Raw genomic sequence first — 25,441 nt, 5'->3', positions numbered from 1 at the left:
GGCAGGGGACGGGAGGGCCGTGGTGATGCACCCGGAGCCGGTCGCCGGCCGGTACGAGCTGGTCGAGCAGATCAGCTCCGGCGGCATGGGGCAGGTCTGGCGCGGCTACGACGCCGTGCTCGACCGCGAGGTCGCGGTCAAGCTGATCCGCCCCGACGTGATCTCCTCCGCCGACCAGGCCGAGGAGTTCGCCAGGCGGTTCCGCCGCGAGGCCCGCGTGACCGCGCGCATCCAGCACCACGGCGTACCCCAGGTGTACGACGCGGTGCTCGACAATTCCTACGACCGCGTCTACCTGGTCATGGAGTACGTGCGCGGCACCTCGCTGCGCGCCTACGTCGACCCCCTGCGGCCGGTGCCGATCGAGTGGGCGACGGCGGTTGCCGCCCAGATCTGCACCGTGCTGTCCCACGCCCACGCCGTCCCCGTCGTGCACCGGGACCTCAAGCCCGAGAACGTCCTCGTGTCCGACGGCGGCGCGGTGAAGGTGCTCGACTTCGGGATAGCCGCCATCCTGCGCACCGACGTCACCCGCCTCACCGGCACCGGCGGCATGGTCGGCACCCACCACTACATGCCGCCGGAGCAGATCCAGGGCGCGCAGATCACCCCGCAGAGCGACCTGTACGCCCTCGGCTGTGTGCTGCACGAGCTGCTCGTGGGCAGGACGGTCTTCACCGGTGACAACGAGTTCGAGCTGATGCGGCAGCACGTCAGCGAGACGCCGCCGCCGCTGCGGCGCCTCCGCCCCGACGTGCCTGAGGCGCTGGAGCGGTTGGTCGGCGAACTCACCGCCAAGGTCCCCGAGCAGCGTCCCCAGGACGCGTACGACGTCCACGAGCGACTGCTGCCGTTTCTCCCCCGACCGGGGGCGACCCTGCCAACCGTCGGACGCGGCCCAGCCCACGTGCCCGACCCCACGCTGCCGTACCGCCGTCCCAACGCTCCCAGGCCCCGCCCCGGCACCGCGGTGGCGAGCGATCCGCGGGACCGCCCCGTCCCACCCCGACCATCGGACGCCCTGCCGGCCACCAAGCTGCGGGCCACGATCAAAGTCGCTGTCGAGCGCTCCAACGACCTGCTCGCGGAGGGTCGGTACACCCAGGCGGCGGAGGCGCTGCGACAGGTCATCGAGCCGGCGGCAACGGCGCTGGGCGTCGAGCACCCGCGCGTCCTCACCCTCCGGCAGCGCCGGGCGGCGATCCTGGTCCTCGGCGGCGACTTCCGCCGGGCCCTGCCCGAGTTCGATGCTTTGTTCTCAGCTTTCGCGCGCACCGGAGGGCCGACCGGTGACGACGCGCTGGCCTGCCTGCGCCAGGCTGCTCACTGCCGGGCGGAGCTGGGCCAGGCCACCGTGGCGCTACGCCAGTTCCGACAGGTTCTCGACCACGTCCGCGCCGCCGAGGGCGACGTGTCCTCGGACGCCCTTGAGCTACGACGAGACATCGGCATGCTGCTGCTTGCCGAAGGCAACACCGACCAGGCGATGGCAGAGCTGGTGCCGCTGCACGAGGACCTCTTCCTGATCTACGGGCCGGAGCACGAGGAGACCCGGGAGATCGCCGACGTGCTCACCCGGCTCCGCCACACCGGCGGTGGGATGAGCTAGCTTGCGGGCAGGGGATCACCGCTTCCCGTTCGATGTCGAACACCTGGGGTGGGCCAGCCGCTGCATCAACTCCTGCCGCAGCGGCCACGACTGGTCCTGGTCGAGGATGGACTGAGCCAGGCAGGCCAGGCCGAGGGCCAGGGGCCATGACGCCGATCCTCTGATCTCTTCCGGCAGCATGGCCAACGGCTTCCTCGGGTTCCATCTCGTGATCGGTGCCAGGTCGACCGCCAGCACCTCGGTGACGTAGGGGCGCTCGACGAGCCGGACGGCCCGATCGAGCACCTCGTCGCTGGTGAGTTGGAGCAGGGTGACCACGCAGAACTCCGGCATCGCGCCCCGGCTGACCCACCGACCGTGCCCCACGATCGCGCTGACCTCGATGTCCTGCTCGCTGATGTGGCATTCCTCCCGCAACTCCCGCTCCGCACCGCGGCGGACGATGTCTCCGAGCGTCAGCCCGGTGCCGTCCTGTGGCACGTCGCGGGGTTCAAGAGCGCCAGAGCCGGACGGGGCGATGAGGCCAGGGCTGCCCACGTTGTCCCTGGCCTGGGCCACGAGGATCAGTTGGCCGTCCGCCGTGAAGGCCAGCGAGGACACGCCGACAGTGTTGGCGAGTCGGCTACGCCGAAAGGTCAGCAGTTTCCCACCCTGGTCGAGGATCAACTCCCTTCCCCGCAGAAGCGGCAGTTTCCTACCCGTCCCCCATACGTCGAACGGAGCCAGCAGATTGCTGCAAAAGAAGTCGAAATAGCGGCCGGGCCTCAGCTTGACAGCCGCGTCCTCGTCACCGGATGGCACATCGGAGGCCAGGCCGATGATGTCACCGTTGTACATGGCAGCGACGCGGGCCCGACGCGCGAGAAAGTCGAACGACCAGATCCTGAGCTCGCGAGGCAGGCGATACGGTGAGGTTTCCAGCTCGGCCCTGACGGGCTGGCCGCGGAGCCGCGCGCACTCCTTCGCCATGATCACGCCGACGTCGTGTGCGCTTTTGACGATGGTCCCCAGAGTGCTGAGGTGACTCGACAGGTCGCTGTAGTCGTCGCCGTCCCGCGACTGGAACCGCACCAACCGGGCCCGGCGACGATTGGCATGGATCTCCAGCCCGGAAACGAAACAGCCGGCCGCCGCCGCCAGCACGCTGATTGCGACAGGAGGGTTGTGGATCGCTGTGGCGGCGCCGAAAGAGGTCAGCGAAATTCCCGCAGTGGTGACTCGATAGCGCCACAGACTCCTACGCCAGATGCTCATCGTCGTCACGGCTTTCCTCGCAGTTCCCAGCATCCGCGCCTCTCCCCGGTGCAACCGACAGCGGCAGCCGCATTGTAGCTACGCGGCGAAAGCACCCCTGGGGCCACAAAGTCCGCTTGAGGAGAGTGAAATGCATTTGTCATGATTAATAGCAATTTCGGAGATGCCGACCTCAGTGCATCGCTCTCTCAACGCCAAAGAGGCGCTGATGGTGACGTGCGGACGAAGCAGCAGGCACGAGGCCCCCCACGCGGAGCCCACAGCCGACCGCCCACCTCCAGCAACGCCGAGCGACGCCCCTCACCACCGACGACCACTGCCACTCACCGCCCCCCACCCCTGCCCCGCGATCTTGCAGTTGCGGCCCCGACAAAAGGAACAACACGCTCCATCGGGGGGGCCGCAACTGCAAGATCGCGGACGAGAATGGGAGATCTTGGAGCGAAACGGCCCCTCCAGGGGCCCTTCCAGAGGCGAAATCTTCCAAGATCTGCCGACTCCTCGTCTTCACCTCTTACGCCTCATGGAACGTGGTCGACGCGGCACGCTGGCGGGAGCGGTGTTCGCGTACCTTGCGGCGGTTGCCGCACTCGGCCATCTGGCACCACACCCCCGTCCGGTTGCGGGCGTGGTCGTAGAAGACCCAGCGGCAGTCCTCGGCCGGGCACATCTTCAGCCGGACCCAGGTACCGTCGAGCGCGGCGACGGCCACCACGCCGAGCAGCCCGGCCAGCACCGCGTCGATACCGCCACGCTCCGGGACGAACTGCGGCGTCGCCGCGGCGCCGAAACTCAGGTGTACGGGCAACCGCGCGGCGACCCGGTTGAGCCGGTCCACTCCCGCCGGGGCGGGGGCAGCAGCCCCGGGGGCAGAGAGCCCGAACGCACCAGCACCAGCAACGCCAGCGCCAGCGCCAGCGCCAGCGATGGTGTCGCGCAGCGCCTCGCGCAGCTCCACCGCCGCCCGCCGGTCCGCCTCGGTCAGCGCGGGCGGCACGCCCGGCCGCCGGGGTGACCCACCAGGCCGGGGCGACTCCCCGGGCCGAGACGACGCTTCCAGCGCGGGCGACTGGAGCGGCTCAGCAGGGAGATCGGCAAGTGACCAAGCGGCGGCGAGCCAGCCGGCCAGGCCCTCGACCGTGTCGAGGTCGTCGACGCCGCGTTCCAGGTCGAGCGTGTTGACGAAGGACCGGACGACCTCCAGCCGGCCGGGCGCCTCCTGGCGCTTCATCGCCCCACCTCCCACATCGCCCTACTTCCCCGCGTCGGTAACCACTCAAACAGTTTAGAGGTTACAGTCGGCATTGCGCTGGGTACCACCGTCCGCAACCGGTCCGACACGCACGACGACCACGCCGAGGTGACTCCATGACGGCATCCGCCGACCTGACCCCCTCGTCCGCCGACGAGCGGCACGCCCACCCCGAGGAGCGGCAGGCCCACCCCGAGGAGCGGGACGCCCGCCCCGACCACGACGAGGAGGCGCCCGACCCCGGCGCGCGGCGGCTCGGGCTGCTCGCCGTGTGCGTCGCCACCGCGCTGTGGGGCTTCGGTGGCACCGTCGCCAGCGACCTGTTCGACTCCGGGCTGCGCCCCGCCGAGCTGGTCGCCGCCCGTACCCTGATCAGCCTCGCCGGGCTCGGCCTGCTGCTCGCCCTGGCCCGCCGCCGCCCCGGCACGCCGAGGCGCACGGAGCCGATCGACTGGCCGCTGGTCGTCGCGTTCGGCCTGGCGATCGCCGTGGCCAACGCGTGCCTGTTCCTGGCCATCAGCCACCTGCCGGTCGCGGTCGCCATGGTGTTGCAGAATCTCGCCCCGGCGTTCGTGGTGGGGTGGCTGGTGGTGCTCGGCCGGTGCCGGCCCGGCATCGCGATCGCCCTGGGGCTGCTCGTCGCCCTCGCCGGGGTGGCCCTGGTGGTGGAGCTGCCCACCACGCCGCTGGGCGAGGTGAACCTCCTCGGGGTCGGCTTCGGCATCGCCACCGCCATCGGCGTGGCCGCCTTCTCGGTGCTGGGCAGCCGGGCCACCCGCAAGTACGGCGCGCTGCGCGCCAACACGTACGCGTTCGCCGTGTCCAGTGTGGCCTGGCTGCTCTACTTCGCCCCGCAGGGCGTGCCGGAGATCGTCGGGCGGCACGACCTGCTGCCCGGGGTACTCTTCGTCGCGATCCTGGGCACCCTCGCCCCCTTCGTGCTCTTCTCCTGGGGCACGGCCCGGGTCGGCCCGCACGCCGGGGCGGTGAACATCTGCCTGGAGCCGGTGTTCAGCGCGGTCCTCGCCTGGACCTGGCTCGGCCAGTCGCTCAACGCCGTGCAGATCGCGGGCGGCCTGCTGGTCATCGGCGCGGTGGTCCACCTGCAACGGCTCCGGGTCGGCTGAGGACGAACGGCGACAGGCGACGAAAGGCGGCGGCCACCGGCTCGCACGGGCGTCACCGGTTACGCGCCACGGGCCGCCGCCGCTTCGCGCCACTGCGGCGGCAAGTACCCACTGTTAGCCTGAGTGGACACTCGGCTACGGTCAGGGGAAGGTCGTGCTGCTACGGGTCCTTGGGCCAATAGAGATCACCCACGAAGACCGCCGGCTCGACATTCCCGGGCTCCGCGCCCGCACGGTCCTCGCCATCCTCGCCGCCAACCGGGGCCGGGCGGTGCAGGTGGAGGATCTGATCGACACGGTGTGGGACGGCCGCCCCCCGTCCACGGCCCGCTCGCAGATCCAGATCTGCGTGTCGCAGTTGCGGCGGCTGCTGGCCGAGGTCGGCCGCAAGGACGCCCTGGAGACCCGCTTCGGCGGCTACCTGCTGCGGCTGGCCCCCACCGAGCTGGACGCGGGGCGGTTCGAGCTGCTCGTCGCCGAGAGCCGGCACCTCAGCGGCGACGGCCAGGTGGCCGAGGCGGTCGCCCGGCTGCGGGCCGCCGACGCGCTCTGGTACGGCGCGACCCTGGCCGGCGTGCCCGGCGAGCCGGTCGAGGCGTGGCGGCGGGGGCTCGACGAGCGGCGCGGCGCGGCCGTCGAGGAGCGGATCCGGCTGGAGTTGACGCTCGGCCGCCACGACGAGCTGGTCGGCGAGCTGGAGGCGCTGATCGCCCGGCATCCGCTGCGCGAGCGGCTGCACGCCCACCTCATGCTCGCGCTCTACCGGGCCGACCGGCAGGCCGACGCGCTGAAGGCGTACCGGCGGGCGCGGGCGCTGTTCGTGGAGGAGCTCGGCATGGAGCCGAGCGCGGAGCTGGCCCGGCTGGAGCGGGCCATCCTGTCCCGCGCGCCGCAGCTCGATCTTCCGGCGACGCCCGCCGCGTCCCCGGCCGCGCCGTCCGCCGGCGCGGGTCCCGCGTCGCCGGGTCCGCCCGGCCCGCGCGCTCCGCACCAGCTTCCGGCGGACCTGGCGGACTTCACGGGCCGGCAGAAGCTCGTCGGCGAGATCCGCGACGTGCTGACGGCCGAGGCCGACCCGGGGCACCGGGGCTTCGCCCCGCTCGCGGTGATCACGGGCCCGGGCGGGGCGGGCAAGACCAGCCTCGCCGTGCACGTGGCGCATTCGCTGGTGGACCGGTTCCCCGACGGCCAGCTCTACGCCAACCTCGGCGGGCCGTCGCCCAGCCCGGAGCGCCCGGCGGAGGTGTTGGACCGCTTCCTGCGGGCGCTGGGCGTGGCCGGTCCGGCGATCCCCGACAACCTGACCGAGCGGATCGGGTTGTACCGCAGCCGGCTCGCCGAGCGGCGGGTGCTGATCCTGCTGGACAACGCCGCCGACGAGACGCAGGTCGCGCCGCTGCTGCCGAACACGGCCGGTTGCGCGGTCATCGTGACCAGCCGGGTCCGGCTCGGCACCCTCGCCGGCTCGCACGAGGTCGACGTGGATGCCCTGACGCCGGAGCAGAGCGTGGCCCTGCTGCATCAGATCGTGGGCGACCGGATCGCCGCCGAGCCCGTCCAGGCCGACGAGTTGGCGCGGCTGTGCGGGTGGCTGCCGCTGGCGCTGCGCATCGCCGGTGCCCGCCTCGCCTCGCGTCCGCACTGGCGGGTGAGCCGCCTGGTGGACCGGCTGCGGGACCAGTCCCAGCTGCTCAACGAGCTGGTCCACCGCGACCTGTGCATCCGCACCACCATCGGGTTGAGCTACCACAGCTTGCCGGAGCGGTCCCGCCGGCTGCTGCGCCGGCTGGCGCTGCTCAACTGCGAGGACTTCCCGCTGTGGGTGACCGCGCCGCTGCTCGACGAGCCGCCGTCGGTGCTGGAGGACCTGCTGGAGCAGCTCGTCGACGTGCGGCTGCTGGAGGCGCACGGCCACCCGCAGAGCGGCTCCACCCGCTACCGGCTGCACGACCTCGTCCGGGTCTTCGCCCGCGAACGCCTCCTGGCCGAGGAGCCGCCCGAGGAGCGCGAGTCGCTGGTGCGGCACGTGCTCGGCGCCTGGCTCGCCGTGGCCGAGGAGGCACACCGCCGGGAGTACGGCGGCGACTTCACCATCGTGCACGGCGCCGCCGCCCGCTGGCCGGTGCCCCGCGCGGTCACCGACGGGCTGCTCGGCCGGCCGATGGACTGGCTGGAGCTGGAGCGGCGCAACCTGGTCTGCGCCGTGCGGCAGGCCGACGCCCTCGGCCTCGACGAGCTGTGCTGGGATCTCGCGTTCACCCTCGTGACGCTCTTCGAGGCCCGCAGCTACTTCGACGAGTGGGCGGAGACCGCCGACATCGCCCTGTCCGCGACCCGGCGCAGCGGCAACCGGCGCGGCGAGGGGATCACGCTGCACTCCCTCGGCGCGATGCACATGTTCCTGCGCGACCCGGGTCAGGCCGAGCGGATGTTCACCACCGCGCTGCGGATCCTGCGTCCCCTCGGCGAGCGGCACGGGGTGGCGCTGGTGGAACGCAACCTCGCCTACCTCCACCGGCTGCGCGGCGACGACCGGGCGGCCCTGCGGGGCTACGAGGCGGCGCTGGCCGGGCTGGGCTCGGCCGGCGACCTGGTCGGCCGGGCGCACGTGCTGGTGAGCATCGCGGGGATCCGGCTGGAGCAGGGCGATCCGGCCGCCGCGCATGCCCTGCTCGGCGAGGCGCTCACCATCTGCCGGGACGCGGGGGCCCGGCGGGTCGAGGCGCAGGTGCTGCACCGGCTCGGTGAGCTGTATCTGCGCTCCGGCGAGCTGCGCCGCGCCGAGGAGTCGTTCCAGGGCACGTTGGAGATCGTCCGGGCCGCCGCCGACCGCACGGGCGAGGCGTACGCGCTGCACGGCCTCGGTGTCGTGTACGGCCGGGACGGGCGGCTGGCGAAGGCCCGGGCGATGCTGACCCGGGCCCGGCAGCTCGCCGGTCAGGTGGTCGAGCGGGTGGTGGAGGCGCAGGCGCTGTACGAGCTGTCCCAGTTGCCCGACCGGGACCGGGCGGAGGCGGCGGACCAGCTCCGCCGGGCGGCGGACATCTTCGGAGAGTTGCAGGCGCGGGTGTGGCACGCCCGCGCGCTGCGCGCCCTGGCGGACGTGTCCGGGTAGGCGCGGCACGGGGCGGGGCCGCCCTGTCCCACCGGCGGCCCCGCCCCGTGCCCACCGCACGGGCCCACCCGTCCCACCGGGCGGGCCCGACGGTCTCACCGCTGCCGTTGGGGTGCGGGTGGCAATCCCCAGCCGGTCTCGTCCATCGGTTCGATGGTGTGACCGGCCGACGCGCCCCAGCCGGTCTCCGGCTCCAGGTTCGGCGTCGAGGCGGTGCCGTGACCGGCGGGCACCGCGACGGCGAGGACGGCGGCGGTCGTCGCCAGCAGCAGGCGGATCATCGGTTACCTCCACGGGAACGGGTGCGGATCGCGTCTGTCACCTGTGTCCCCGGCCGGCTATCGAAGTCCTATCCCCGGGCTAACCGATCTGTGGGTCGCGCCGCCCCGACCGACGGATAGCCGGGCCATAGCCGACCGAAGGATGCCCGGGGATTTCCTCCGACGTCAGCCGCCACCGCCGATGTGGCAACGGAGCCGGAGTCGAGGAGACCGCAGTGACGATCATGCAAGAGAGCAACCGGACGGAGACGGTCGCGGCGGGTTCGGCCGCCCGTCAGGTGGACGCCGTGCTGCCGCCGGCCGGCAGCCTCGCCGGACTGGACTACGTGCAGGCGCTGACCGCGGTGGCGCTGGAGACCCTGCGGGAGGTGACCCTGGACCGGCCCGGCCCGGTGACCGCCGGTGGTCCGGCGGCGGTGCGGGAGGCCGCCCGGCGGTCCCTGGGCGGGCCGCTGCTGCCGGCGGAGCCGGGCTATCCCCTGGAGACGTTCCGCCGGTTCGTGCGGGACTACGCCACCTGGTCGGTCGACGTCAGCCACCCAGCCGCGGTGGCCCGCATGCAGTGCCCGCCCACCCCGGTCGCCGCCGCCGCCGAGCTGGTGGTGGGCATCCTGAACCAGTCCCTGCACGCCTGGGAGAGCGGCCCGTACGCCCTCGAACTGGAGCGCTACGTCATCCGCGAGCTGGGCGAGCTGGTCGGTTACGGCCCGGACGCGGGCGGCACCATCACCGCGGGCGGCAGCATCTCCAACCTGATGGCCGTGCTGGCGGCCCGCGACCGGGTGCTGGCGCAGCGGTGCGGGTGGCGGCCCTTCGCGCAGGGCCTCACCGGGCTCGACAAGCGCCCCGTGGTGCTGGCCACGGACGCCACCCACTTCTCCATCGGCCGGGCCGTGGGCATCGTCGGCCTGGGCGAGGACATGATCGTCCGGGTGCCCTCCGACGAGCTGGGGCGGCTCCTGCCGGAGGAGCTGGAGCGCACGCTGGCGGGCCTGCCGGAGGACGTGGTCCCGGTGGCGGCGATCGCCTGCGTCGGCGCGACCGACCAGGGCTGGGTCGACGACGTGGCGGCGCTGGCGGAGGTGACCCGCCGGCACGGCGTGTGGCTGCACGCCGACGCCGCGTACGGTGGCGGGGCCCTGTTCTCCCCCCGGCTGCGCCCCCGGCTGGACGGCATCGCCGAGGCCGACTCGGTGACGCTCGACCTGCACAAGTTCGGCTGGACGTCGGCCACCTCCGGCATCTTCCTGGTCCGCGACGCGAGCGTCATGACGCCGCTGGCGCAGCAGACCACCACCCTGAACGCCGACGACGACGCCGAGGCCGGCTTCATCGGCCTGTACGGCAGCTCGGTGCAGGCGACCCGCCGCGCGGAGGCCTTCAAGATCGCCGTCACGATGAACGCGCTGGGCCGCGACGGGATGGCCGCGATGGTGGACGGCTGCCACGACCTCGCCCTCTACGCCGCCGACCGGGTCGAGGCGGAGCCGGCCCTGGAACTGGCCGCCCGGCCGTCCATGAGCACGGTGCTGCTGCGCTACCGCCACGACGGCGACGCCGACGCCTTCAACGGCGAGCTGCGGCGGCAGCTCATGACCCGGGGCGTCACGCTGCTGGCCCGCACCCGGGTGCGCCGGCCCGACGGGTCGTCCCCGGTCTTCCTCAAGCTGATGCTGCTCAACCCGGCCACCACCACCGACGAGTTGGACCGCGTCATCGACGACATCCTCGCCACCGCCGCCGACCTGGAGCGGTCGGCGCAGGCGAGCCGCTAGCGCGGCGGGCGTCCCGCCGCCCCGAGCAGAGAGAAACAGGGGAGAAATGACTACCATCGACGCCTCTGCGCGGCCCGCCGACCCGGACGGCACCGCCGCCCCGCGCCGCACCGCCGCCGCGCCCCGCCGCAGCACCGGCACGGAGCCGCACCCGCCGACCGTCGCCGCGCCCCGTCGTGCCGCCGCCAGCGGGCCGCACCAGCCCACCGTCACCGCGCCCCGCCGCCCGGCGTCCCGGGCCGGCGGGCCGGCGGCGGCCGACCAGCGGCCCGGCCGGCTGACGGTCGCCGAGCGGGACACCCGCGACTCGGCCGACAACAGCGTCCGTGACTCGATGCGGCGGCTGCCCCGCTTCGCCCAGCTTCCGCTGACCTTCCTGACCGGCCGGCCGCACACGGGGCAGCGGCCGCTGCGGCTGACCCCGACCGTCCACCTGGTCACCGCGACCGTCTCCGTGGCCGTCGGCCTGACCGCCACCGGGGTCGCCCTGGCCCTGTCGGGCTGGTGGCTCGCGCTGCTCCTGCCCGGCTGGGCGAGCACCCTGCACGGCGCGCGCAACCTGCGCATGATGGTGTTCCACCAGTGCGCCCACCGCAACATGTGGGCCCGCAAGCGCCCGGACCAGATCCTCGGCAAGATCGTCGCCGGGGTGCTGATGGTGCAGCACTTCGAGCGCTACAGCGCCGAGCACGTGGCCGACCACCACGCGCTGCACCACATGACGCTGCGCGACCCCACCGTGCAGGCGTTCCTGGTCAGCCTGCGGCTGCGCCCCGGGATGACCCGCCGGCAGATGTGGCGGCAGGTGCTGGGCCGGCTCACCTCGCCGGTGTTCCACGCCCGGTTCCTCTGGGCCCGGATCCGCTCCTACAGCCACGCCGCCAGCCGCACCGAACGGGCCTTCACCGCCACCGGGTACGCCGCCGTCGCCGCGCTCGCCACGGTCGCCCACGCCTGGCCCCTGGTGCTGGTCGGCTGGGTGCTGCCGATGACCGTCTTCTTCCAGGTCAGCAACACCCTGCGGCTCTGCGTCAAGCACACGTTCCCGGCCCCCTGGCAGACCCAGCGCCGCGGCAAGGCGTACTTCGCCAGCCTCACCAACGCCATCTTCATCGGCGAGCCCGCCCCGGCGAGCTCCCTGCGGGGCGGGGCCGCGGCGCGCGCCTGGGCCCGCTGGTGGACCCGGATGCTGCTGGTCCACTTCCCCTCGCGCTACCTGGTGCTCACCGGCGACACCGTCTGCCACGACTTCCACCACCGCCGCCCGATGAGCCGGGACTGGGCCAACTACATCTTCGCCCGGCAGGCCGACATCGACGGCGGGCACCGGGGCTGGCCCCCGTACCGCGAGATCTGGGGCCTGATCCCCGCGATCAACCTGGTCCTCGACTCCCTGGCCGAGGCCGACCCCGACGAGTTCGACCCGCAGCGGCTCGCGGAGACCAGCGACCGCGAACTGTTCGCCGCCTTCGACGACTGACCGGCCGACGCGGCGGGGCCGGTGGGGCCCCGCCGCCCAACCCCCACGACACGAGGGCCCGACGGCCCGGACGGGAGCATCATGGACACCACGCGAAACCTCGTCATCCTCGGCGTGGCGGGCAGCGACGCGCACGCCGTGGCCAACCACCTGATCGCGATGCACCTGCGTGAGCACGGCTACGACGTGGTCAACCTCGGCGTCTGCACGCCGCTGACCGAGTTCGCCGACGCCGTCGACGCGCACCCCGAGGCGGAGGCGGTCATCATCGGCAGCCTCAACGGGCACGCGTACGCGGACCTGCGGGACCTGCCGGCGCTGCGGGCCGCCGGGCGGCTCGGCCGCCCGGTGATCCTCGGCGGGAACCTCTCGGTCGGCAGCCACAAGGCCGACGACGTGCACGACCGGCTGCGGGCCCTCGGCGTCGACCACATCCTGGAGAACCCCTACGAGCTGCCGCTGGTGCTGGACCTGCTGCGCGCGGCCACGCCCGGCGCGACCCGGCGCGCGAAGAAGCGCAACGCCCGGACCAGGACCGGCACGCGGGCGGCCCACCTTCAGGGCACCGGCACGCGGGCCGCCCACCAGGGCACCGGCACGCGGGCCGCCGGCCAGCGCGGGTCCCGGACGGCGGTGGGCAGCCGTGGCTGACTGGGCCGACCTGCACCTGGCGGACAGCACCGTCGACGGGCTGCCGTCCTGGGCGGAGACCGTGGCACACCTGCGCGACAGCGGCGCGCCGACCGCGGTGGCTGCGCTGCGGGCGGCCCGCCGCGCCGGCCGGCCGATCGTGCAGCCCCGCTGCGGCGTCGGGTCGCACGACGCGATGACGGAGCTGCTGCGCTCGCTCGCGCCCGCCGGACCGGGCATGCTGACCGTGACGATCGACTCGTTCACCCGGCTGCGGCAGTTCGACCACGCCGCCCGGGTGCTGCGGGAGAACCCCGCCGACCTCAACGGCTACCCGCTGGTGGCGCACGGCTGGCAGCGCGGCCGGGAACTGGTCGCCACCGTCGACGTGCCGCTGGAGATCCGGCACGGCTCGCCCGACCCCCGCGACCTGTTCGCGGTGTCGCTCGCCGCCGGCTTCACCTCCTTCGAGGGCGGCGGGATCGGCTACAACATCCCGTACTGCAAGAACGTCCCGCTGGCCACGTCGCTGGAGTGCTGGCGGCAGGTCGACGCGGTCTGCGGCCGGCTCGCCGAGGCGGGCGTGCTCGTCGACCGGGAGCTGTTCGGCACCCTCACCGCCGTGCTGGTGCCGCCGTCGATCAGCCTCGCCGCCACCCTGCTGGAGGCCCGCGCCGCCGTGGCGCAGGGGGTGCGCTGCCTGTCCATCGCCTACCCGCAGGGCGGGGAGGTGCACCAGGACGTCGCCGCCCTGCGGTCGATCCGCGAGCTGGCCGCGCGGTACCTGCCGGCCGACGTCGAGGTCTACCCGGTGCTGCACGAGTTCATGGGGGTCTTCCCGCGCGACCGCCGGGCGGCCGACGCGCTCGTCCTCTACGGCGGCCTGGTCGCCCGGCTCGGCGGGGCCGACAAGGTGATCAACAAGACGAACCAGGAGGCGTACGGGATCCCGGACGCCGCCGCCAACGCCACCGGCATCCACACCACCCTGCTCGGCGGCTCCGCCCTGCTCGACTTCGTCCGCCTCGACACCGACCGGGTCGCCGAGGAGATGCACTGGCTGCAACGCGAGGTCGCCGAGCTGGTCGACCCGGTGCTCGACGGCGACGACCTGGCCGGCGCGATCGTGGCGGCGTTCGACGCCGGCCGGCTCGACGTGCCGTTCAGCGCGAGCGTCCACGCGCGGTCGGAGGTCGTTCCCGGCCGGGACCCGGACGGGGCGATCCGCTACCGGGATGCCGGCAACCTGCCCTTCTCCGCCGAGGTGCGGCGGCGCAACGCCGACCTGCTGCGCCACGGGGCGGGCGACCCCGGCCGGTTCATCGAGACGGTCAGCGCCGACATCGACTACTTCCTGCACCACGAGCGGGCATTCCCGGTGCCGGCCTGAGCGCCCGGCCGTCCCCTCCCGAAAGCCCCACCCGAGAGCCCGAAAGGACAGCAGCGATGCACTCTGAGAACCAGCGGCCCGACCCGGGGGCGGCGGCAGCCGTCCGGGCCGCCGACCGGGCCCACGTCTTCCACTCCTGGTCGGCGCAGGCGCACATCGACCCCCTGCCGATCGCCGGCGGGGAGGGCGTGCACTTCTGGGACTACGACGGCAACCGCTACCTGGACTTCTCGTCGCAGTTCGTCAACCTCAACATCGGCCACGCCCACCCCCGGGTGGTCGAGGCGATCCAGCGGCAGGCCGCCCGGCTGTGCACCATCGCCCCGCACTTCGCCAACGACCAGCGCTCCGAGGCGGCCCGGCTGATCGCCGAGCACGCGCCGGGCGACCTGAACCGGGTGTTCTTCACCAACGGCGGCACGGAGTCCAACGAGCACGCGGTGCGGATGGCCCGGCTGGTGACCGGGCGGCCCAAGGTGCTCAGCGCCTACCGGTCGTACCACGGGGCCACGCACACGGCGATGCACCTGACGGGCGACCCGCGCCGGTGGCCCACCGACACCGGCACGGCCGGGGTGGTCCGCTTCTTCGGGCCGTACCCGTACCGGTCGGCGTTCCACGCCGAGACCGCCGAGCAGGAGTGCGCGCGGGCGCTGGAGCACCTGGAGCAGGTCATCCAGTTCGAGGGGCCGACGACCATCGCCGCCGTGCTGATCGAGACCATCGTCGGCACCAACGGCATCCTGGTGCCCCCGGACGGCTACCTGCCCGGCGTCCGGGCCATCTGCGACCGGTACGGCATCCTGCTGGTCACCGACGAGGTGATGACCGGCTTCGGCCGGACCGGGGCGTGGTTCGGGGTGGACAACTGGGGCGTCGTGCCCGACCTGATCACCTTCGCCAAGGGCGTCAACTCCGGCTACGTCCCGCTCGGCGGCGTGATCATCTCCGACCGGGTCGCCGCGGAGTTCGCCGACCGTCCCTACCCCGGCGGCCTGACCTACTCCGGTCACCCGCTGGCCTGCGCCGCCGCCGTGGCCACGATCCGGGCCATGGAGGACGAGGGGGTCGTCGAGCACGCCGCCTGGCTCGGCGAGCACGTCCTGGGCCCCCGGCTGCGCAAGATGGCCGAGTCGCATCCGAGCGTCGGCGAGGTGCGGGGGCTCGGCGCGTTCTGGGCGGTGGAGCTGGTCCGCGACCGGCGGACCCGGGAGATGCTGGTGCCGTTCGCGCCCACCCCGGCCCAGGCGGCGCCGATGAACGAGCTGGCGGCGGCCTGCCGCCGGCGGGGACTGTGGCCGTTCACCCACTTCAACCGGGTGCACGTGGTGCCGCCCTGCGTCATCTCCGAACAGGACGCCCAGCGGGGGCTGGACATCCTCGACGAGGCGCTGGAGGTCGCCGACCGCTACGTCGACAGCTGACCCGCGCGGACAGCCCGGGGCGGTCCACGGAACCGCCCCGGGCAGGCTACCGTATCTATCGATAGATTCTGATAAATCAGACGGGGTGATCAGGTCTTGGGCCGAGGGAACGAGACGCCGGACCGCTACGACTGCCAACGCCTCGCGCGAGCAGCCGTCCACGCCGGGATCGAGGCGGGCAACTTCCTGCGGCATCAGTTCCGCCGCCAGGTCGACGTGCGGACCAAGGACGGCGTGGGCGATCCCGAGGCACACGTCCGCGACGTGGTCTCCGAATGCGACCTGCGCGCCGAGGACATGATCCGCCAACGCCTGCAGGACGTGGCCCCAGGTTCTCGAATCATCGGCGAGGAGCACGGTTCGTACGGCGACGGCGACCTCTGCTGGTACGTCGACCCCATCGACGGCACCTACAACTTCGTCCGCGGCCTGCCCCTGTTCTGCGTGTCCATCGGGTTCTCCGTCGCGGGCGTGCCGCGCGGTGGCTGCGTCTACGACCCCTCCCACGAGGAGCTGTTCGTGGCGGTGGACGGCCGGCTGTCGGTCAACGGCCGGCCCTGGCGCAGCCCGAGGCCCGTCCCCGCGACGTCGCCCCTGGTGCTCACCGACATCCCGCACGGCAACCGGCCGCACCCGGCCGACCGGGACCTGCTGCTGCGCCTGTCGCGACATGCGGAAGTACGGCGGCTGGGCTCGTCGGCTCTGGCGCTCGCCTGGCTGGCGGTCGGCCGGGCCGACGCCGCGGCCAACACCGACATCTTCGCGTGGGACGTGGCCGCCGGCCGGTGCCTCGTCGAAGCGGCCGGCGGCCGGTTCGTCATGATGCCGGACCCGACAGGCACGGCCTGGCGCGGAAGCTTCGTCGCCTGGACTGCCGCCGGGGCGCAGGTCGGGCCACGACTGCTGCAGGCCGTAGCAGCCGCCGGCCCGCCGGTGCCCACGCCCTAAACTCCGCCGCCTTCGCGCAGCCACCGGCCCGGGTGGCGGCTCCCGGGCCGGCGGGCCGCCGACCGGTCAGGACCGCGCAGGGCGCACCGGCGCCGCCCGGAAGACGGCCGGCGCGGCGTCGACCGGCGCTCGCGGATCGTCGTGGACGAAGCGTACGGTCGCCTCCAGGTCCTCGGCGATACGCGCGGCCAGCGGGGCGTCGATCGGCGGGGAGACGTATCGGACACTGGCGTCGATCCCGGCGGGCCCCAGCGTGAAGGACAGCAGCAGCGTCGGGCCCCCGTTCTCACAGGTGGCCTCCTCCGACAGCGGAATGTCGGCGACGCGCACCGGCGCCTGCTGCATCGACAGGTTCGGGGTGGCCGCGTACATCCCGTTGAGCTCGATCTCCCACGCGCCGAGCTGGCCCGCCCGCCAACCGGGAGAGCGCTTGGTGCGCATGCAGACCTCCTCGAACGGCAGCTTCGCGAAGTGCTCCGTCCGGGCGCGCAGTTCGTCCCGGCGGCGAGCGATGGCGTCGGCGACCGTCGGGACACCGGCATGGTCCACCACGTCAACGACGTAGCTGCGCAGGAGGCCCTGGACGTCGAAGCCACGCAACCTGTGCCGCCCGCTGTGGATGACACCGAAGTTCGCCGGCCGCCCGTCGTCCCGCCGGAAGTAGAGTCCGGCACACCCCGCGAGCACCTCGAACTGGGTGCACCCCTGAGCCTGCGCCACCGCCGCGAGCGCGCTCAGGCTCTCCGCCGAGAACCGCCAACCGTGGAAGCTGATCGACACCTCCGCAGCGGCGAGTTTGTCCTCGACCATCCACTCGGGAAGCGCGGGTCCGCCCTGGTCCAGCAGCCCGACCCAGTCGTCGAACGTCTCCCGCAGGCCCTCCTCGACCATCGCCTGGTAGTAGCCGGCGAACTGCTCGACGTCGGCGGGCTTGACCGTCTCACCGTCGTACTCGCTGCGGATCTGGTCGAACACCATCTCCGCGGAGATGCCGTCGCTGCACACGTGGTTGAACACGCAGGCGACCAGCGTCTCGTCGGTGGGCCCGATGCCTGCGACGACCTGGACGGCGAGCGGACGGGGCACGGTCCACCAGTCGTCCAGGGCACCGACGTGCCGAGCGGCGTCCTCCGGCGTGCCGTCCCACGTCACGGTCCGCAGGGCCCGCTCGGCGATCTCACCCGGCTCGCGGATCACCTGCACCGGCATGTCGTCGGCCGGCTCGATCGCGGTGCGCAGGCTGTCGTGCAACGCCACGACCCGGTCCACCGCCGCGGCCAGCCGGTCAAGGTCCAGCCGCGCCTGCACCACGTAGGCCGCGAACAGCCGCTTGGCCGGCACGCAGGTCGTGGGAGCGACGATGAAGTCGTGGTAGACGGCCTGGCCAGGCGTCATGGGCAAGGTACGCACGTCGGTGGGGCCTCTCGTGATAGTGATCCGTGTTCCTGGCATTGAAGCTTGTCACGCCGTCGTGAGTCGTCCCGGTCGGTAGGGTGACGTCATGGTCGATCTGCGGGCCCTCACACTGGACACGGCCGACGTCGTCCACGCGCTGCTCGGGGACCCACACCTCGCGCCCGCCTGGCACCACCCCAGCGCCCTGCCCAGGCTGAGTGTCGGCGGTCTGGCCGGCCACCTCGCCGCCCAGGTGTTCAACATCGAGGTCGTGCTGGGCGAGCCGGCGGGCGGCGGGCCCGTGCTGTCCGTGCTGGAGCACTACGCCCGGGCCACCTGGATCGGCGCCGGCCTCGACGAGCCGGTGAACGTCACGGTGCGGCAGGCCGGCGAGCGCCTCGCCTCCGGCGGGCCGGAGGCGCTCGCCGCGGACGTCGCCGCCGCGTGCGCCCGGCTCCGTGCGGCGCTGCCGGGCGAGCCCGCGGAGCGGATCGTCCGGATCCCCTGGACGGGCCGGCGGCTGCGGCTCGACGACTTCCTCCTGACCCGGATGCTGGAGATGGCGGTCCACGGCGACGACCTGGCGGCGAGCGCGCCGGTGGCGACGCCGGAGTATCCCGACGCCGCCATGGCGGCCGTGCTCGGCCTGCTGACCCGGTTGGCGGCCCGCCGGCACGGGCCGGCCGCCGTGCTGCGCGCCTTCAGCCGGCCCGAACGTGCCAGCGGCCCGATCGCGGCGATCTGACCCGACGGCACGGGCGGGCATCACGCGAACCGGTGCATCACGTGCTTGATCCGGGTGTACTCCTCCAGCCCGTACACGGACAGGTCCTTGCCGTAGCCCGAGTGCTTGAAGCCCCCGTGCGGCATCTCGGTGGGGAACATCAGGTGGGTGTTGACCCACACACAGCCGAAGTCGAGCTCGGCGCTCACCCGCAGGGCACGCGCGTGGTCCGTGGTCCAGACCGACGACGCCAGGCCGTGCACCACGGAGTTGGCCAGCCGTACCGCCTCCTTCTCCGTGCGGAAGCGCTGCACGGTGATGACCGGGCCGAAGATCTCCTCCGTGCTGACCCGGTCGTCTTCGCGGACGTCGGCGATGATCGTCGGGGCGAAGAAGTAACCGGCGGTCCCGACCCGGTGCCCTCCGGTCACCACCCGGGCGTGGTCGGGCAGCGTCTCGACGAACCCGCTGACCCGCGCAAGCTGGTCGGCGTTGTTCAACGGCCCGTACAGGGCCGACTCGTCGTCCGGGCCGCCGGTGCGGACCGCCGCCACCCCCGCCTCCAGCGCCGCGAGCAACTCGTCGTGCAGTTCCTCGGCGACGAGGACGCGGGACGCTGCCGTACAGTCCTGGCCGGCGTTGCTCAGCGCCCCGGTCAGGATGCCCTGCACGGTGGCGTCGAGATCCGCGTCGGCGAACACCACCACGGGGGTCTTGCCGCCCAGTTCGAGCTGGACGCGCTTCAGCGACGCCGCCGCGGTCGTCGCGACGTCGACGCCGGTGGCGATGGAGCCGGTGAGCGACACCGCCGCCGGGATCGGGTGCTCGACCATCATGCGGCCGGTCTCCGCTCCGCCACAGACGACGTTGAGCACGCCCGGCGGCAGGATCTCGGCCGCGATCTCGGCGAACAACAGCGCCGTCGCCGGCGTGCTCTCGGCCGGCTTGAGGACCACCGTGTTTCCGGCCGCCAGGGCGGGGGCCGACTTGAGCGCGGCCATCATCATCGGGTAGTTCCAGGGTGCGAGCTGCGCGCAGACGCCCAACGGCTCGCGCCGCACGTACGAGGTGTGGCCGGTCGCGTACTCCCCGGCGGCCAGTCCTTGCAGCGCCCGCGCGGCACCGGCGAAGAACCGCAGCTGATCGCCGGCGAGCGGGATCTCGTTGGCGGCCCCCCGGCTGCCGGTCTGCCGTAGCTCCGCCCGGACCAGGTCGGGCAGGCGCGACTGCAGCGCGTCCGCTACCCGCAGCAGCAGCGCCTGGCGTTCTGCCGGGGTGGTGGCGCGCCACCGCTCGAAGGCGTTCGCCGCGCTGCGCATGGCCGCGTCGACCGCGGCCGCGCTCGACGCGGGCGCCGTCCCGTACTCCTCCCCGGTCACCGGGTCGACCAGCGGGTGGCGGTCGCTCTGCTCGGCCTGGGTCAGCTTGCCGTCGACGAAGTTCGACAGGTGGGTCACGGGCGCACCTCCAGGGTCTGGAAGCCGTGGAAACCGAGGTTGTTGTTCCAGTTCAGCGTCTGCGGCGGGACGTTCAGCTGCGGGAACCGGCGGTACAGGCTGACCATCGCGATGCGGGTGGTCTGGCGGACCAGCGGGTCACCGAAGCACAGGTGACGGCCCGCGCCGAAGGTCAGGTGACGGTTCGGCGCCGGTCGGGTCAGCACCAGCGAATCCGCGTCGGGGAAGTGCTGCTCGTCCCGGTTCGCCGAGGCCACGTAGAGCAGCATGGGGCGGTTGGCCTCGATCCGGCAGTGGGTGCCGCGGGCGTCGACGTAGTCGAAGTCCTCGCGGGCGATCCGGCCGACGAACTGCACCGGGGTGCAGAAGCGCAGCAGCTCCTCCACCGCGTCGTCGACGGTGTCCTTGGACAGCAGCAGCTGCCGCTCGGACACCGGCCGCTCGTTCATGGCGTGGACGCTGTTGCCGACCAGGTAGCGGATCGACGCGGTGCCGGCGAAGAGCAGGAGCGCCGCCTGCGAGACGATGTCCTCCTCGCTGAAGCGGTGGCCGTGCACCTCGGTCGTGCGCAGCGTGTGGAGCAGGCCCTCCTTGCGTGCGGCGTGGGCCACGATGTCCGGCGCGGAGAGGAAGTCGACGAGTTCCCGGGTGCTCTGCCGGGTCCGCTGCACATGTTCGAGTGACACCTGGGTCGACCCGAACAGGTGCGCGATGTCGTCGGTCCACCGGGTGAGGTCCTGATGGCTGTCGGTCGGCACGCCGAGCACGTCGGCGATCACCATGGCCGGCAGCGGGAACGCGAAGTCGGTCATCAGGTCGAACCCGGAGGGGTCGACCGAGTCCAGCAACCGGTCGACGATGGCCTGGATCCGGGGCTCCAGCACCTCGTCGGTGAACGGCATGTAGCTGCGGTTGGCCTGGCGGCGCAACGTGGTGTGACTCGCGCCGTCGTGGAAGGCGAGCCAGCGTTCGAAGACGCCGACCATGTCCTGGAACGCGTCGCGCTGGTCCGGCGGCAGGAACCACAGCGGCACGGCGGCCCGGGCGTTGGACAGCCGCTCGTCGGTCATGAGGGCGATGTTGTCGGCGTAGCTGAAGAACAGCCATGCCCCCCCGAAGATCCGCTCCGAGCGATACGACGGCGACTCGGCCCGCATGCGCGCGTAGAACGGGAACGGGTCCGGGATGTACTTGTCCTCGTTGTGGGTGAACTCTGCGGCGGTCAACGTGTCGGAACCCAACGTCCACTCCCCGTGACAATGGTGCCCGGTGTCGGACACGGCGGATCGCGGCGCCGCCAGGACGCCGGCGGAAAGATCATTGGCCCGGAGGCCGGCTCGTGGCGGATGAACCAAAAAGGGGAAGACGCGAGCACAACATCGATCGGCGACCAAGTCAGTACAAAGGCGCACCGCGTCTTCAGACCACCACGACAAGCTCCATCCCCGATTCAAGCAGTGATGACCAGCGATCCGCAACCCCGTTGACCCGCCACCCCGACCCGCGAGACGAGCACGAGACCCAGGATCGTCCGAAATGCACGCCGCACCGGTCGACCACCCCCCGAACCCGCCACCAGATGGGCCCCCAGCAGCGATTTCCGGACGGGTAGACGGGCGTTGCGGGATGGGGCATACTGTCACAGGCGTCGATCAAGGAAACCGTCAAGATTGATGCAGAAGCCGACCGCAATGATCATGAGGCGCTTCCGAGCTGTGCGTTCGCGTCGAAACGGGGACTGGCATGCATATCGATACTGGCCAACTTCACGACATACCGGGCAGCCGCCGGTAAGCCGGGCGCCCGACGGGCCGGCCCCGATCCTGACCCGGGCAACGCGACGGTCTCCGGTCACACTCTGACGCACCGCCGTGACAGGGTCGCGGGGATTCCGCTCCGCCGCGCCATTCTGAACCGTATCCGGGAGTCACGCATGTCTGCGGTCGGAGACTGGAGAAGCACCCAACTGCCGTATCGCCTGGACCGGCGAGCGTTCGCCGACGAGGAGATCCTGCAACGGGAACTCGAGCTGGTGTTCAAACCGTCGTGGCAGTTCGTCGCGTTCGAATCCGAGCTGCCCGACGCCGGCGACTACGTGGTGCGCCGAATGGGCCGCGACAGCGTCATCGTCACCCGGGACGAGAGCGGGGCCGTCGCGGTCCTGCTCAACTCCTGCAACCACCGGGGCACGCAACTGTGCCGGGCCACCTTCGGCAACGCCGCGCACTTCCGCTGCAGCTACCACGGCTGGACGTACAGCAACGACGGCCGGCTGGTCGGCGTGCCGCACCTGCGCACCGCGTACCCCGCCGGGTTCGACAAGACCCTCTACGACCTGCGTCGCGCCCGCGTCACCGCGTACCGGGGCTTCGTCTTCGCCACCTGGTCCCCGGACGGACCGTCGCTGGAGGAACACCTCGGCGAGTTCCGCTGGTATCTCGACGCGATGCTCGACCTGGCCGGGGGCGAGTGGGAGGTGTACGGCCCGCCCCAGCGCTCGATCATGAAGGGCAACTGGAAGGTGCCCACCGACAACTTCGCCGGCGACGGCTACCACATGGGCACCACCCACCAGGCCGCCTTCGAGCAGGGCATCTACGGCGACTCGCTGGCCAGCGGCACCCTGGGCCGCAAGGAACTGGAACTGATCGGCATCAACGTCAGCACCGCACACGGCCACAGCCTGCGCGCCGGCTACGTGGTGGAGAAGGGCGACCGGTCGATCAGCACCGACGTCTCCGAGCCGGCCTACCTCGGCTACCCGCCCGAGGTCTGGCCGAGTTTCACCGCCGGGCAGACCCGGGAGCAGATCCGCTTCAACTCGCGTTGCGAGGTGCTGCACGGCGCCGTCTTCCCGAACATCGCCTACCTCAGCGTCTCCCACGACCGGGCGATCGGCCGGGACGACGACCCGCTGACCAGGTACACGGTCTGGCGTACCCACACGCCCATCGACGCGCGCCACACCGAGTGCCACTACTGGACGCTGGTGCCGAAGGCGATGCCGGAGGAGTGGAAGCGCCGGTCGTACCAGTTCCAGGCACGGTCGCAGTCGGCCGGGGGAATGCTCTTTGAGATGGACGACTTCGAGAACTTCGCCCGCATAGACAACGTGGTGAGCGGGCCGGTCACCGACGGCGAACCGCTCGACCTGACCCTCGGCCTCGGGCTCGGCGAGCCGGTGCCCGACTTCCCCGGGCCGGGCGACGCCGAGTACTGCACGCTCTCGGAGCACAACCAGCGGGCCTTCTACCGCAGATGGGGCGCCCTGATGGGCTACGAGGGACTGATGGGACAGACGCGATGACAGAGGTGATCGCGACGACGGAGACCGCCGACGACGAGCCGGCGTACGAGCGCCTGCCGTTCCCGCAGCGGGGCGCCCGACGACGTGACCTGACCGCGGCGGTCACCGAGTTCTACACCGACGAGGTGGCGGCGCTCGACGAGAACCGGCCGGACGACTGGCTGGAGATGCTGGCCGCCGGCTTCATCTACCAGGTGCCCGTGCCGCTGCTGCGCGAGGATCCTGCGCTCCCCCGGCACAGCGACCGGGCGATGCTCTACGAGGCGACGAAGCACATCATGTCGATGAAGCTCGGTCGCGTCGGCAAGCACTACGCGTGGTCGGACCGGCCGGGCGCGTCGATCCGGCACATCGTCGGCGGGGTCAGGGTCCACGAGACCTCCCGGGACGGGGAGCTGCGGGTCGACAGCAACGTCGTCGCCTTCTGGAACCGCGGCATCGAGGAGTCGACGGTGATCAGCGCCGGCCGCCAGGACGTGCTGCGGCACCTCGGCGGTGAACGGTTCCAGCTGCTGCGCCGGCGGGTGCTGCTCGACGCCGAGGTCGCCACGTACCAGCAACTCTCCATCATCCTCTAGCAAGGTCGAAGATCAGGAGCGAGGCGTGAGCGGACTTGCCTGGAACGCCGAGGAGCGCCAGGAGCGGGAGCTGTGCCGGATCACGAGCGAGTCGGCGGCGGTCACGGTGCTCGCCGCCCCGAAGGGCAACGGCCTGCGGCTGAAACTCCGCTCCGAGCGTTCCGGCGCGTCCACCGTGCTGGACGCCACCGTGCTCGAGGCGCTGTGCCACCTGACTCCGGAGGTCGCCACCGAGCTGGTGCGGGTGCGGACCGAGGGCGTCGACAGCGCCACCCCGTACGAGGATCGGGCATGAAGCCTGCCCCGTTCCGATATCGCCGACCCGACAGCCTCGCCGGTGTGCTCGGCGAGCTGGCCGACGCCGAACCGGACGTCGCCGTGCTCGCCGGGGGCCAGAGCCTCGTCCGCCTCATGAACGTGCGGGCGGTGCGCCCGGCCGTCGTGGTGGACATCAACCGGGTTCCCGGCCTGGACGACATCACCCTCACCGCGGACGCCGTCCGCGTGGGCGCGACGGTCCGCGTCGCCCGGCTCGAACGGGAGCCGGCGCTACGGGACCGGCTCCCCGTCCTGTCCGAGGCCGCGGCACTGGTGGGGCACCCCCAGATCCGCAGTCGCGCCACCATCGGCGGCTCGCTGTGCCACGCCGATCCGGCGGCTGAGCTGCCCACCCTGGCGGTCACCCTGGACGCCCGGTTGCGGCTGCGGTCCGCCGCCGGCGAACGGGTCGTGCCGGCCACGAGCTTCTACCGGAGCCCGTGGACGACCGACCGGCGCCCCGGCGAGTTGCTCACCGAGATCGAGATCCCCGCCCCTCCCGGCCTGCTCGCCCGGTTCGTCGAGATCTCCCGGCGGACGAACGACCTGCCGCTCGTCGGCGTCTGCGTGGCGATACTCGTCGACGAAGGGGTGGTCGCCTCGGCACGCGTGGGCGCGGGCGGGGTCGGCCCGACTCCGGTCCGCCTGCCGGCGGCCGAACGGGCGCTCACCGGCCGGGCGCTGACGGAGCTGGCCGGGCCCGCGTCCTCCCGCCGTCCGGACGAATCCCCGCTGTACCGGGCGCTCGCGGCCGCGGCCGACGAGACCGACCCGCCCGACGACGCGGTGGGAACCGCGGCTTTCCGCCGCGCGCTGCTCCGCAGCGCGCTGCGCCGCGCGGCCACCGGCGTGGCGGCCGTGGAGGCCCGGTGAACGCGGCCGGTCACCCCCCGGCGGACGCCACCGGAGGGGTCTGGGAGGTCGGCGTCACCGTCAACGGCACGTCGCTGCGGCGCACGACCGAGGCCCGCACGCTGCTGAGCGACTTCCTTCGCCACGACCTCGGGCTCACCGGCACCCACGTCGGCTGCGAGCAGGGCGCGTGTGGCTCGTGCACCGTGCTCGTCGACGGGGCACCCGTGCGCTCGTGCCTGATGTTCGCCGTGCAGGTCGACGGCCGGCACGTCGAGACCGTCGAAGGGCTGGCCGACGCCACCGAGCTGACCGGCCTGCAGGAGGCGATGCGACGTGAGCACGGCCTGCAGTGCGGCTTCTGCACGCCGGGCCTCCTCATGACCCTCACCGCCGCCGACCGGGCCGGGCGGTCCGACGAGGAGGTGCTGGGCGCACAGCTCGGCGGGCACACCTGCCGCTGCACGGGCTACGCGGGCATCCGCGCGGCGATCCGGCGGTACTGGGCGCAGAGGGAGGATTGAC

General features: G+C 72.6%; 21 protein-coding genes. 15 read left to right on the top strand and 6 right to left on the bottom strand.

Features of this window, described 5'->3' with window-relative positions:
• The first annotated feature begins 25 nt into the window (after positions 1-25).
• Positions 26-1,609, top strand: a complete 1,584-nt coding sequence (locus O7633_RS26795) for a serine/threonine-protein kinase (protein ID WP_282328655.1) — start codon at positions 26-28, stop codon at positions 1,607-1,609.
• Positions 1,610-1,624: 15 nt separating this feature from the next.
• Here the strand turns inward: O7633_RS26795 and O7633_RS26790 are convergent, their stop codons facing one another.
• The gene (locus O7633_RS26790; RefSeq protein ID WP_282324374.1) at positions 1,625-2,872 is read right to left on the bottom strand and encodes a hypothetical protein; all 1,248 of its coding nucleotides are present in this window, start codon (positions 2,870-2,872) and stop codon (positions 1,625-1,627) included.
• 505 nt (positions 2,873-3,377) lie between these two features.
• On the bottom strand, positions 3,378-4,094 hold the full coding sequence (locus O7633_RS26785; protein WP_282324372.1) for a CGNR zinc finger domain-containing protein: 717 nt from the start codon (positions 4,092-4,094) through the stop codon (positions 3,378-3,380).
• Positions 4,095-4,231: 137 nt separating this feature from the next.
• On the opposite strand from O7633_RS26785, the gene O7633_RS26780 reads away from it, so the two are divergent.
• Complete coding sequence (locus tag O7633_RS26780; protein WP_282324371.1) at positions 4,232-5,242, top strand: DMT family transporter; 1,011 nt, start codon at positions 4,232-4,234, stop codon at positions 5,240-5,242.
• A gap of 154 nt (positions 5,243-5,396) precedes the next feature.
• Positions 5,397-8,357, top strand: coding sequence for an AfsR/SARP family transcriptional regulator (locus O7633_RS26775; RefSeq protein ID WP_282324370.1), 2,961 nt, complete (start codon positions 5,397-5,399; stop codon positions 8,355-8,357).
• Between the two features lie 95 nt (positions 8,358-8,452).
• Here O7633_RS26775 and O7633_RS26770 read toward each other — a convergent pair whose 3' ends face one another.
• Entirely contained in the window at positions 8,453-8,638 is a 186-nt protein-coding gene (locus O7633_RS26770) for a hypothetical protein (RefSeq protein WP_282324369.1), read from the bottom strand.
• 224 nt (positions 8,639-8,862) lie between these two features.
• Here O7633_RS26770 and O7633_RS26765 point away from each other — a divergent pair, with 224 nt between their 5' ends.
• From O7633_RS26765 to O7633_RS26740, 6 genes are all read left to right on the top strand, one after another.
• Entirely contained in the window at positions 8,863-10,413 is a 1,551-nt protein-coding gene (locus O7633_RS26765) for a pyridoxal-dependent decarboxylase (RefSeq protein WP_278136353.1), read from the top strand.
• Between the two features lie 46 nt (positions 10,414-10,459).
• Entirely contained in the window at positions 10,460-11,893 is a 1,434-nt protein-coding gene (locus O7633_RS26760) for a stearoyl-CoA 9-desaturase (RefSeq protein WP_282324368.1), read from the top strand.
• Between the two features lie 81 nt (positions 11,894-11,974).
• Positions 11,975-12,544, top strand: a complete 570-nt coding sequence (locus O7633_RS26755) for a cobalamin-dependent protein (protein ID WP_282324367.1) — start codon at positions 11,975-11,977, stop codon at positions 12,542-12,544.
• Positions 12,537-13,913, top strand: coding sequence for a methylaspartate mutase (locus tag O7633_RS26750; RefSeq protein ID WP_282324366.1), 1,377 nt, complete (start codon positions 12,537-12,539; stop codon positions 13,911-13,913). The genes O7633_RS26755 and O7633_RS26750 overlap by 8 nt, the downstream gene beginning before the upstream one ends.
• A 56-nt stretch (positions 13,914-13,969) precedes the next feature.
• Positions 13,970-15,337 (top strand): aspartate aminotransferase family protein, encoded by a 1,368-nt coding sequence (locus tag O7633_RS26745; protein WP_282324365.1) that lies wholly within the window; start codon positions 13,970-13,972, stop codon positions 15,335-15,337.
• A gap of 96 nt (positions 15,338-15,433) precedes the next feature.
• Positions 15,434-16,285, top strand: a complete 852-nt coding sequence (locus O7633_RS26740; RefSeq protein WP_282324364.1) for an inositol monophosphatase family protein — start codon at positions 15,434-15,436, stop codon at positions 16,283-16,285.
• Between the two features lie 66 nt (positions 16,286-16,351).
• On the opposite strand, the gene O7633_RS26735 is transcribed toward O7633_RS26740, so the two are convergent.
• Positions 16,352-17,680: a condensation domain-containing protein gene (locus tag O7633_RS26735; protein WP_282324363.1), complete on the bottom strand. Its 1,329-nt coding sequence runs from the start codon at positions 17,678-17,680 to the stop codon at positions 16,352-16,354.
• Positions 17,681-17,786: 106 nt separating this feature from the next.
• Between O7633_RS26735 and O7633_RS26730 the strand changes: the two genes are divergently transcribed.
• On the top strand, positions 17,787-18,425 hold the full coding sequence (locus tag O7633_RS26730) for a maleylpyruvate isomerase N-terminal domain-containing protein (protein ID WP_282324362.1): 639 nt from the start codon (positions 17,787-17,789) through the stop codon (positions 18,423-18,425).
• Positions 18,426-18,445: 20 nt separating this feature from the next.
• Here O7633_RS26730 and O7633_RS26725 read toward each other — a convergent pair whose 3' ends face one another.
• Together O7633_RS26725 and O7633_RS26720 are read right to left on the bottom strand one after the other, a co-directional pair.
• Positions 18,446-19,852 carry an aminobutyraldehyde dehydrogenase gene (locus O7633_RS26725; protein WP_282328654.1) on the bottom strand — a complete coding sequence of 469 codons (1,407 nt, stop codon included), beginning with the start codon at positions 19,850-19,852 and terminating at the stop codon, positions 18,446-18,448.
• A 5-nt stretch (positions 19,853-19,857) separates the two neighbouring features.
• The gene (locus tag O7633_RS26720) at positions 19,858-21,102 is read right to left on the bottom strand and encodes a cytochrome P450 (protein WP_282324361.1); all 1,245 of its coding nucleotides are present in this window, start codon (positions 21,100-21,102) and stop codon (positions 19,858-19,860) included.
• A gap of 692 nt (positions 21,103-21,794) precedes the next feature.
• Here O7633_RS26720 and O7633_RS26715 point away from each other — a divergent pair.
• From O7633_RS26715 to O7633_RS26695, 5 genes are read left to right on the top strand one after another with little or no spacing between them, the layout of a single operon-like run.
• A complete protein-coding gene (locus O7633_RS26715; RefSeq protein WP_282324360.1) occupies positions 21,795-23,168 on the top strand; it encodes a Rieske 2Fe-2S domain-containing protein in 1,374 nt (457 codons plus the stop codon).
• Positions 23,165-23,746, top strand: a complete 582-nt coding sequence (locus O7633_RS26710; RefSeq protein WP_282324359.1) for an aromatic-ring-hydroxylating dioxygenase subunit beta — start codon at positions 23,165-23,167, stop codon at positions 23,744-23,746. The genes O7633_RS26715 and O7633_RS26710 overlap by 4 nt, the downstream gene beginning before the upstream one ends.
• A gap of 25 nt (positions 23,747-23,771) precedes the next feature.
• Positions 23,772-24,041: a hypothetical protein gene (locus O7633_RS26705; protein ID WP_282324358.1), complete on the top strand. Its 270-nt coding sequence runs from the start codon at positions 23,772-23,774 to the stop codon at positions 24,039-24,041.
• Positions 24,038-24,937 (top strand): xanthine dehydrogenase family protein subunit M, encoded by a 900-nt coding sequence (locus O7633_RS26700; protein WP_282324357.1) that lies wholly within the window; start codon positions 24,038-24,040, stop codon positions 24,935-24,937. Before O7633_RS26705 ends, O7633_RS26700 begins: the two co-directional genes overlap by 4 nt.
• Entirely contained in the window at positions 24,934-25,440 is a 507-nt protein-coding gene (locus tag O7633_RS26695; RefSeq protein WP_282324356.1) for a (2Fe-2S)-binding protein, read from the top strand. The genes O7633_RS26700 and O7633_RS26695 overlap by 4 nt, the downstream gene beginning before the upstream one ends.
• Position 25,441 lies beyond the last annotated feature (1 nt).

The organism is Micromonospora sp. WMMD712, assembly GCF_029581295.1.
Taxonomy (GTDB): domain Bacteria; phylum Actinomycetota; class Actinomycetes; order Mycobacteriales; family Micromonosporaceae; genus Micromonospora; species Micromonospora carbonacea.
This window is presented reverse-complemented; position numbering and strand designations above follow the sequence as displayed.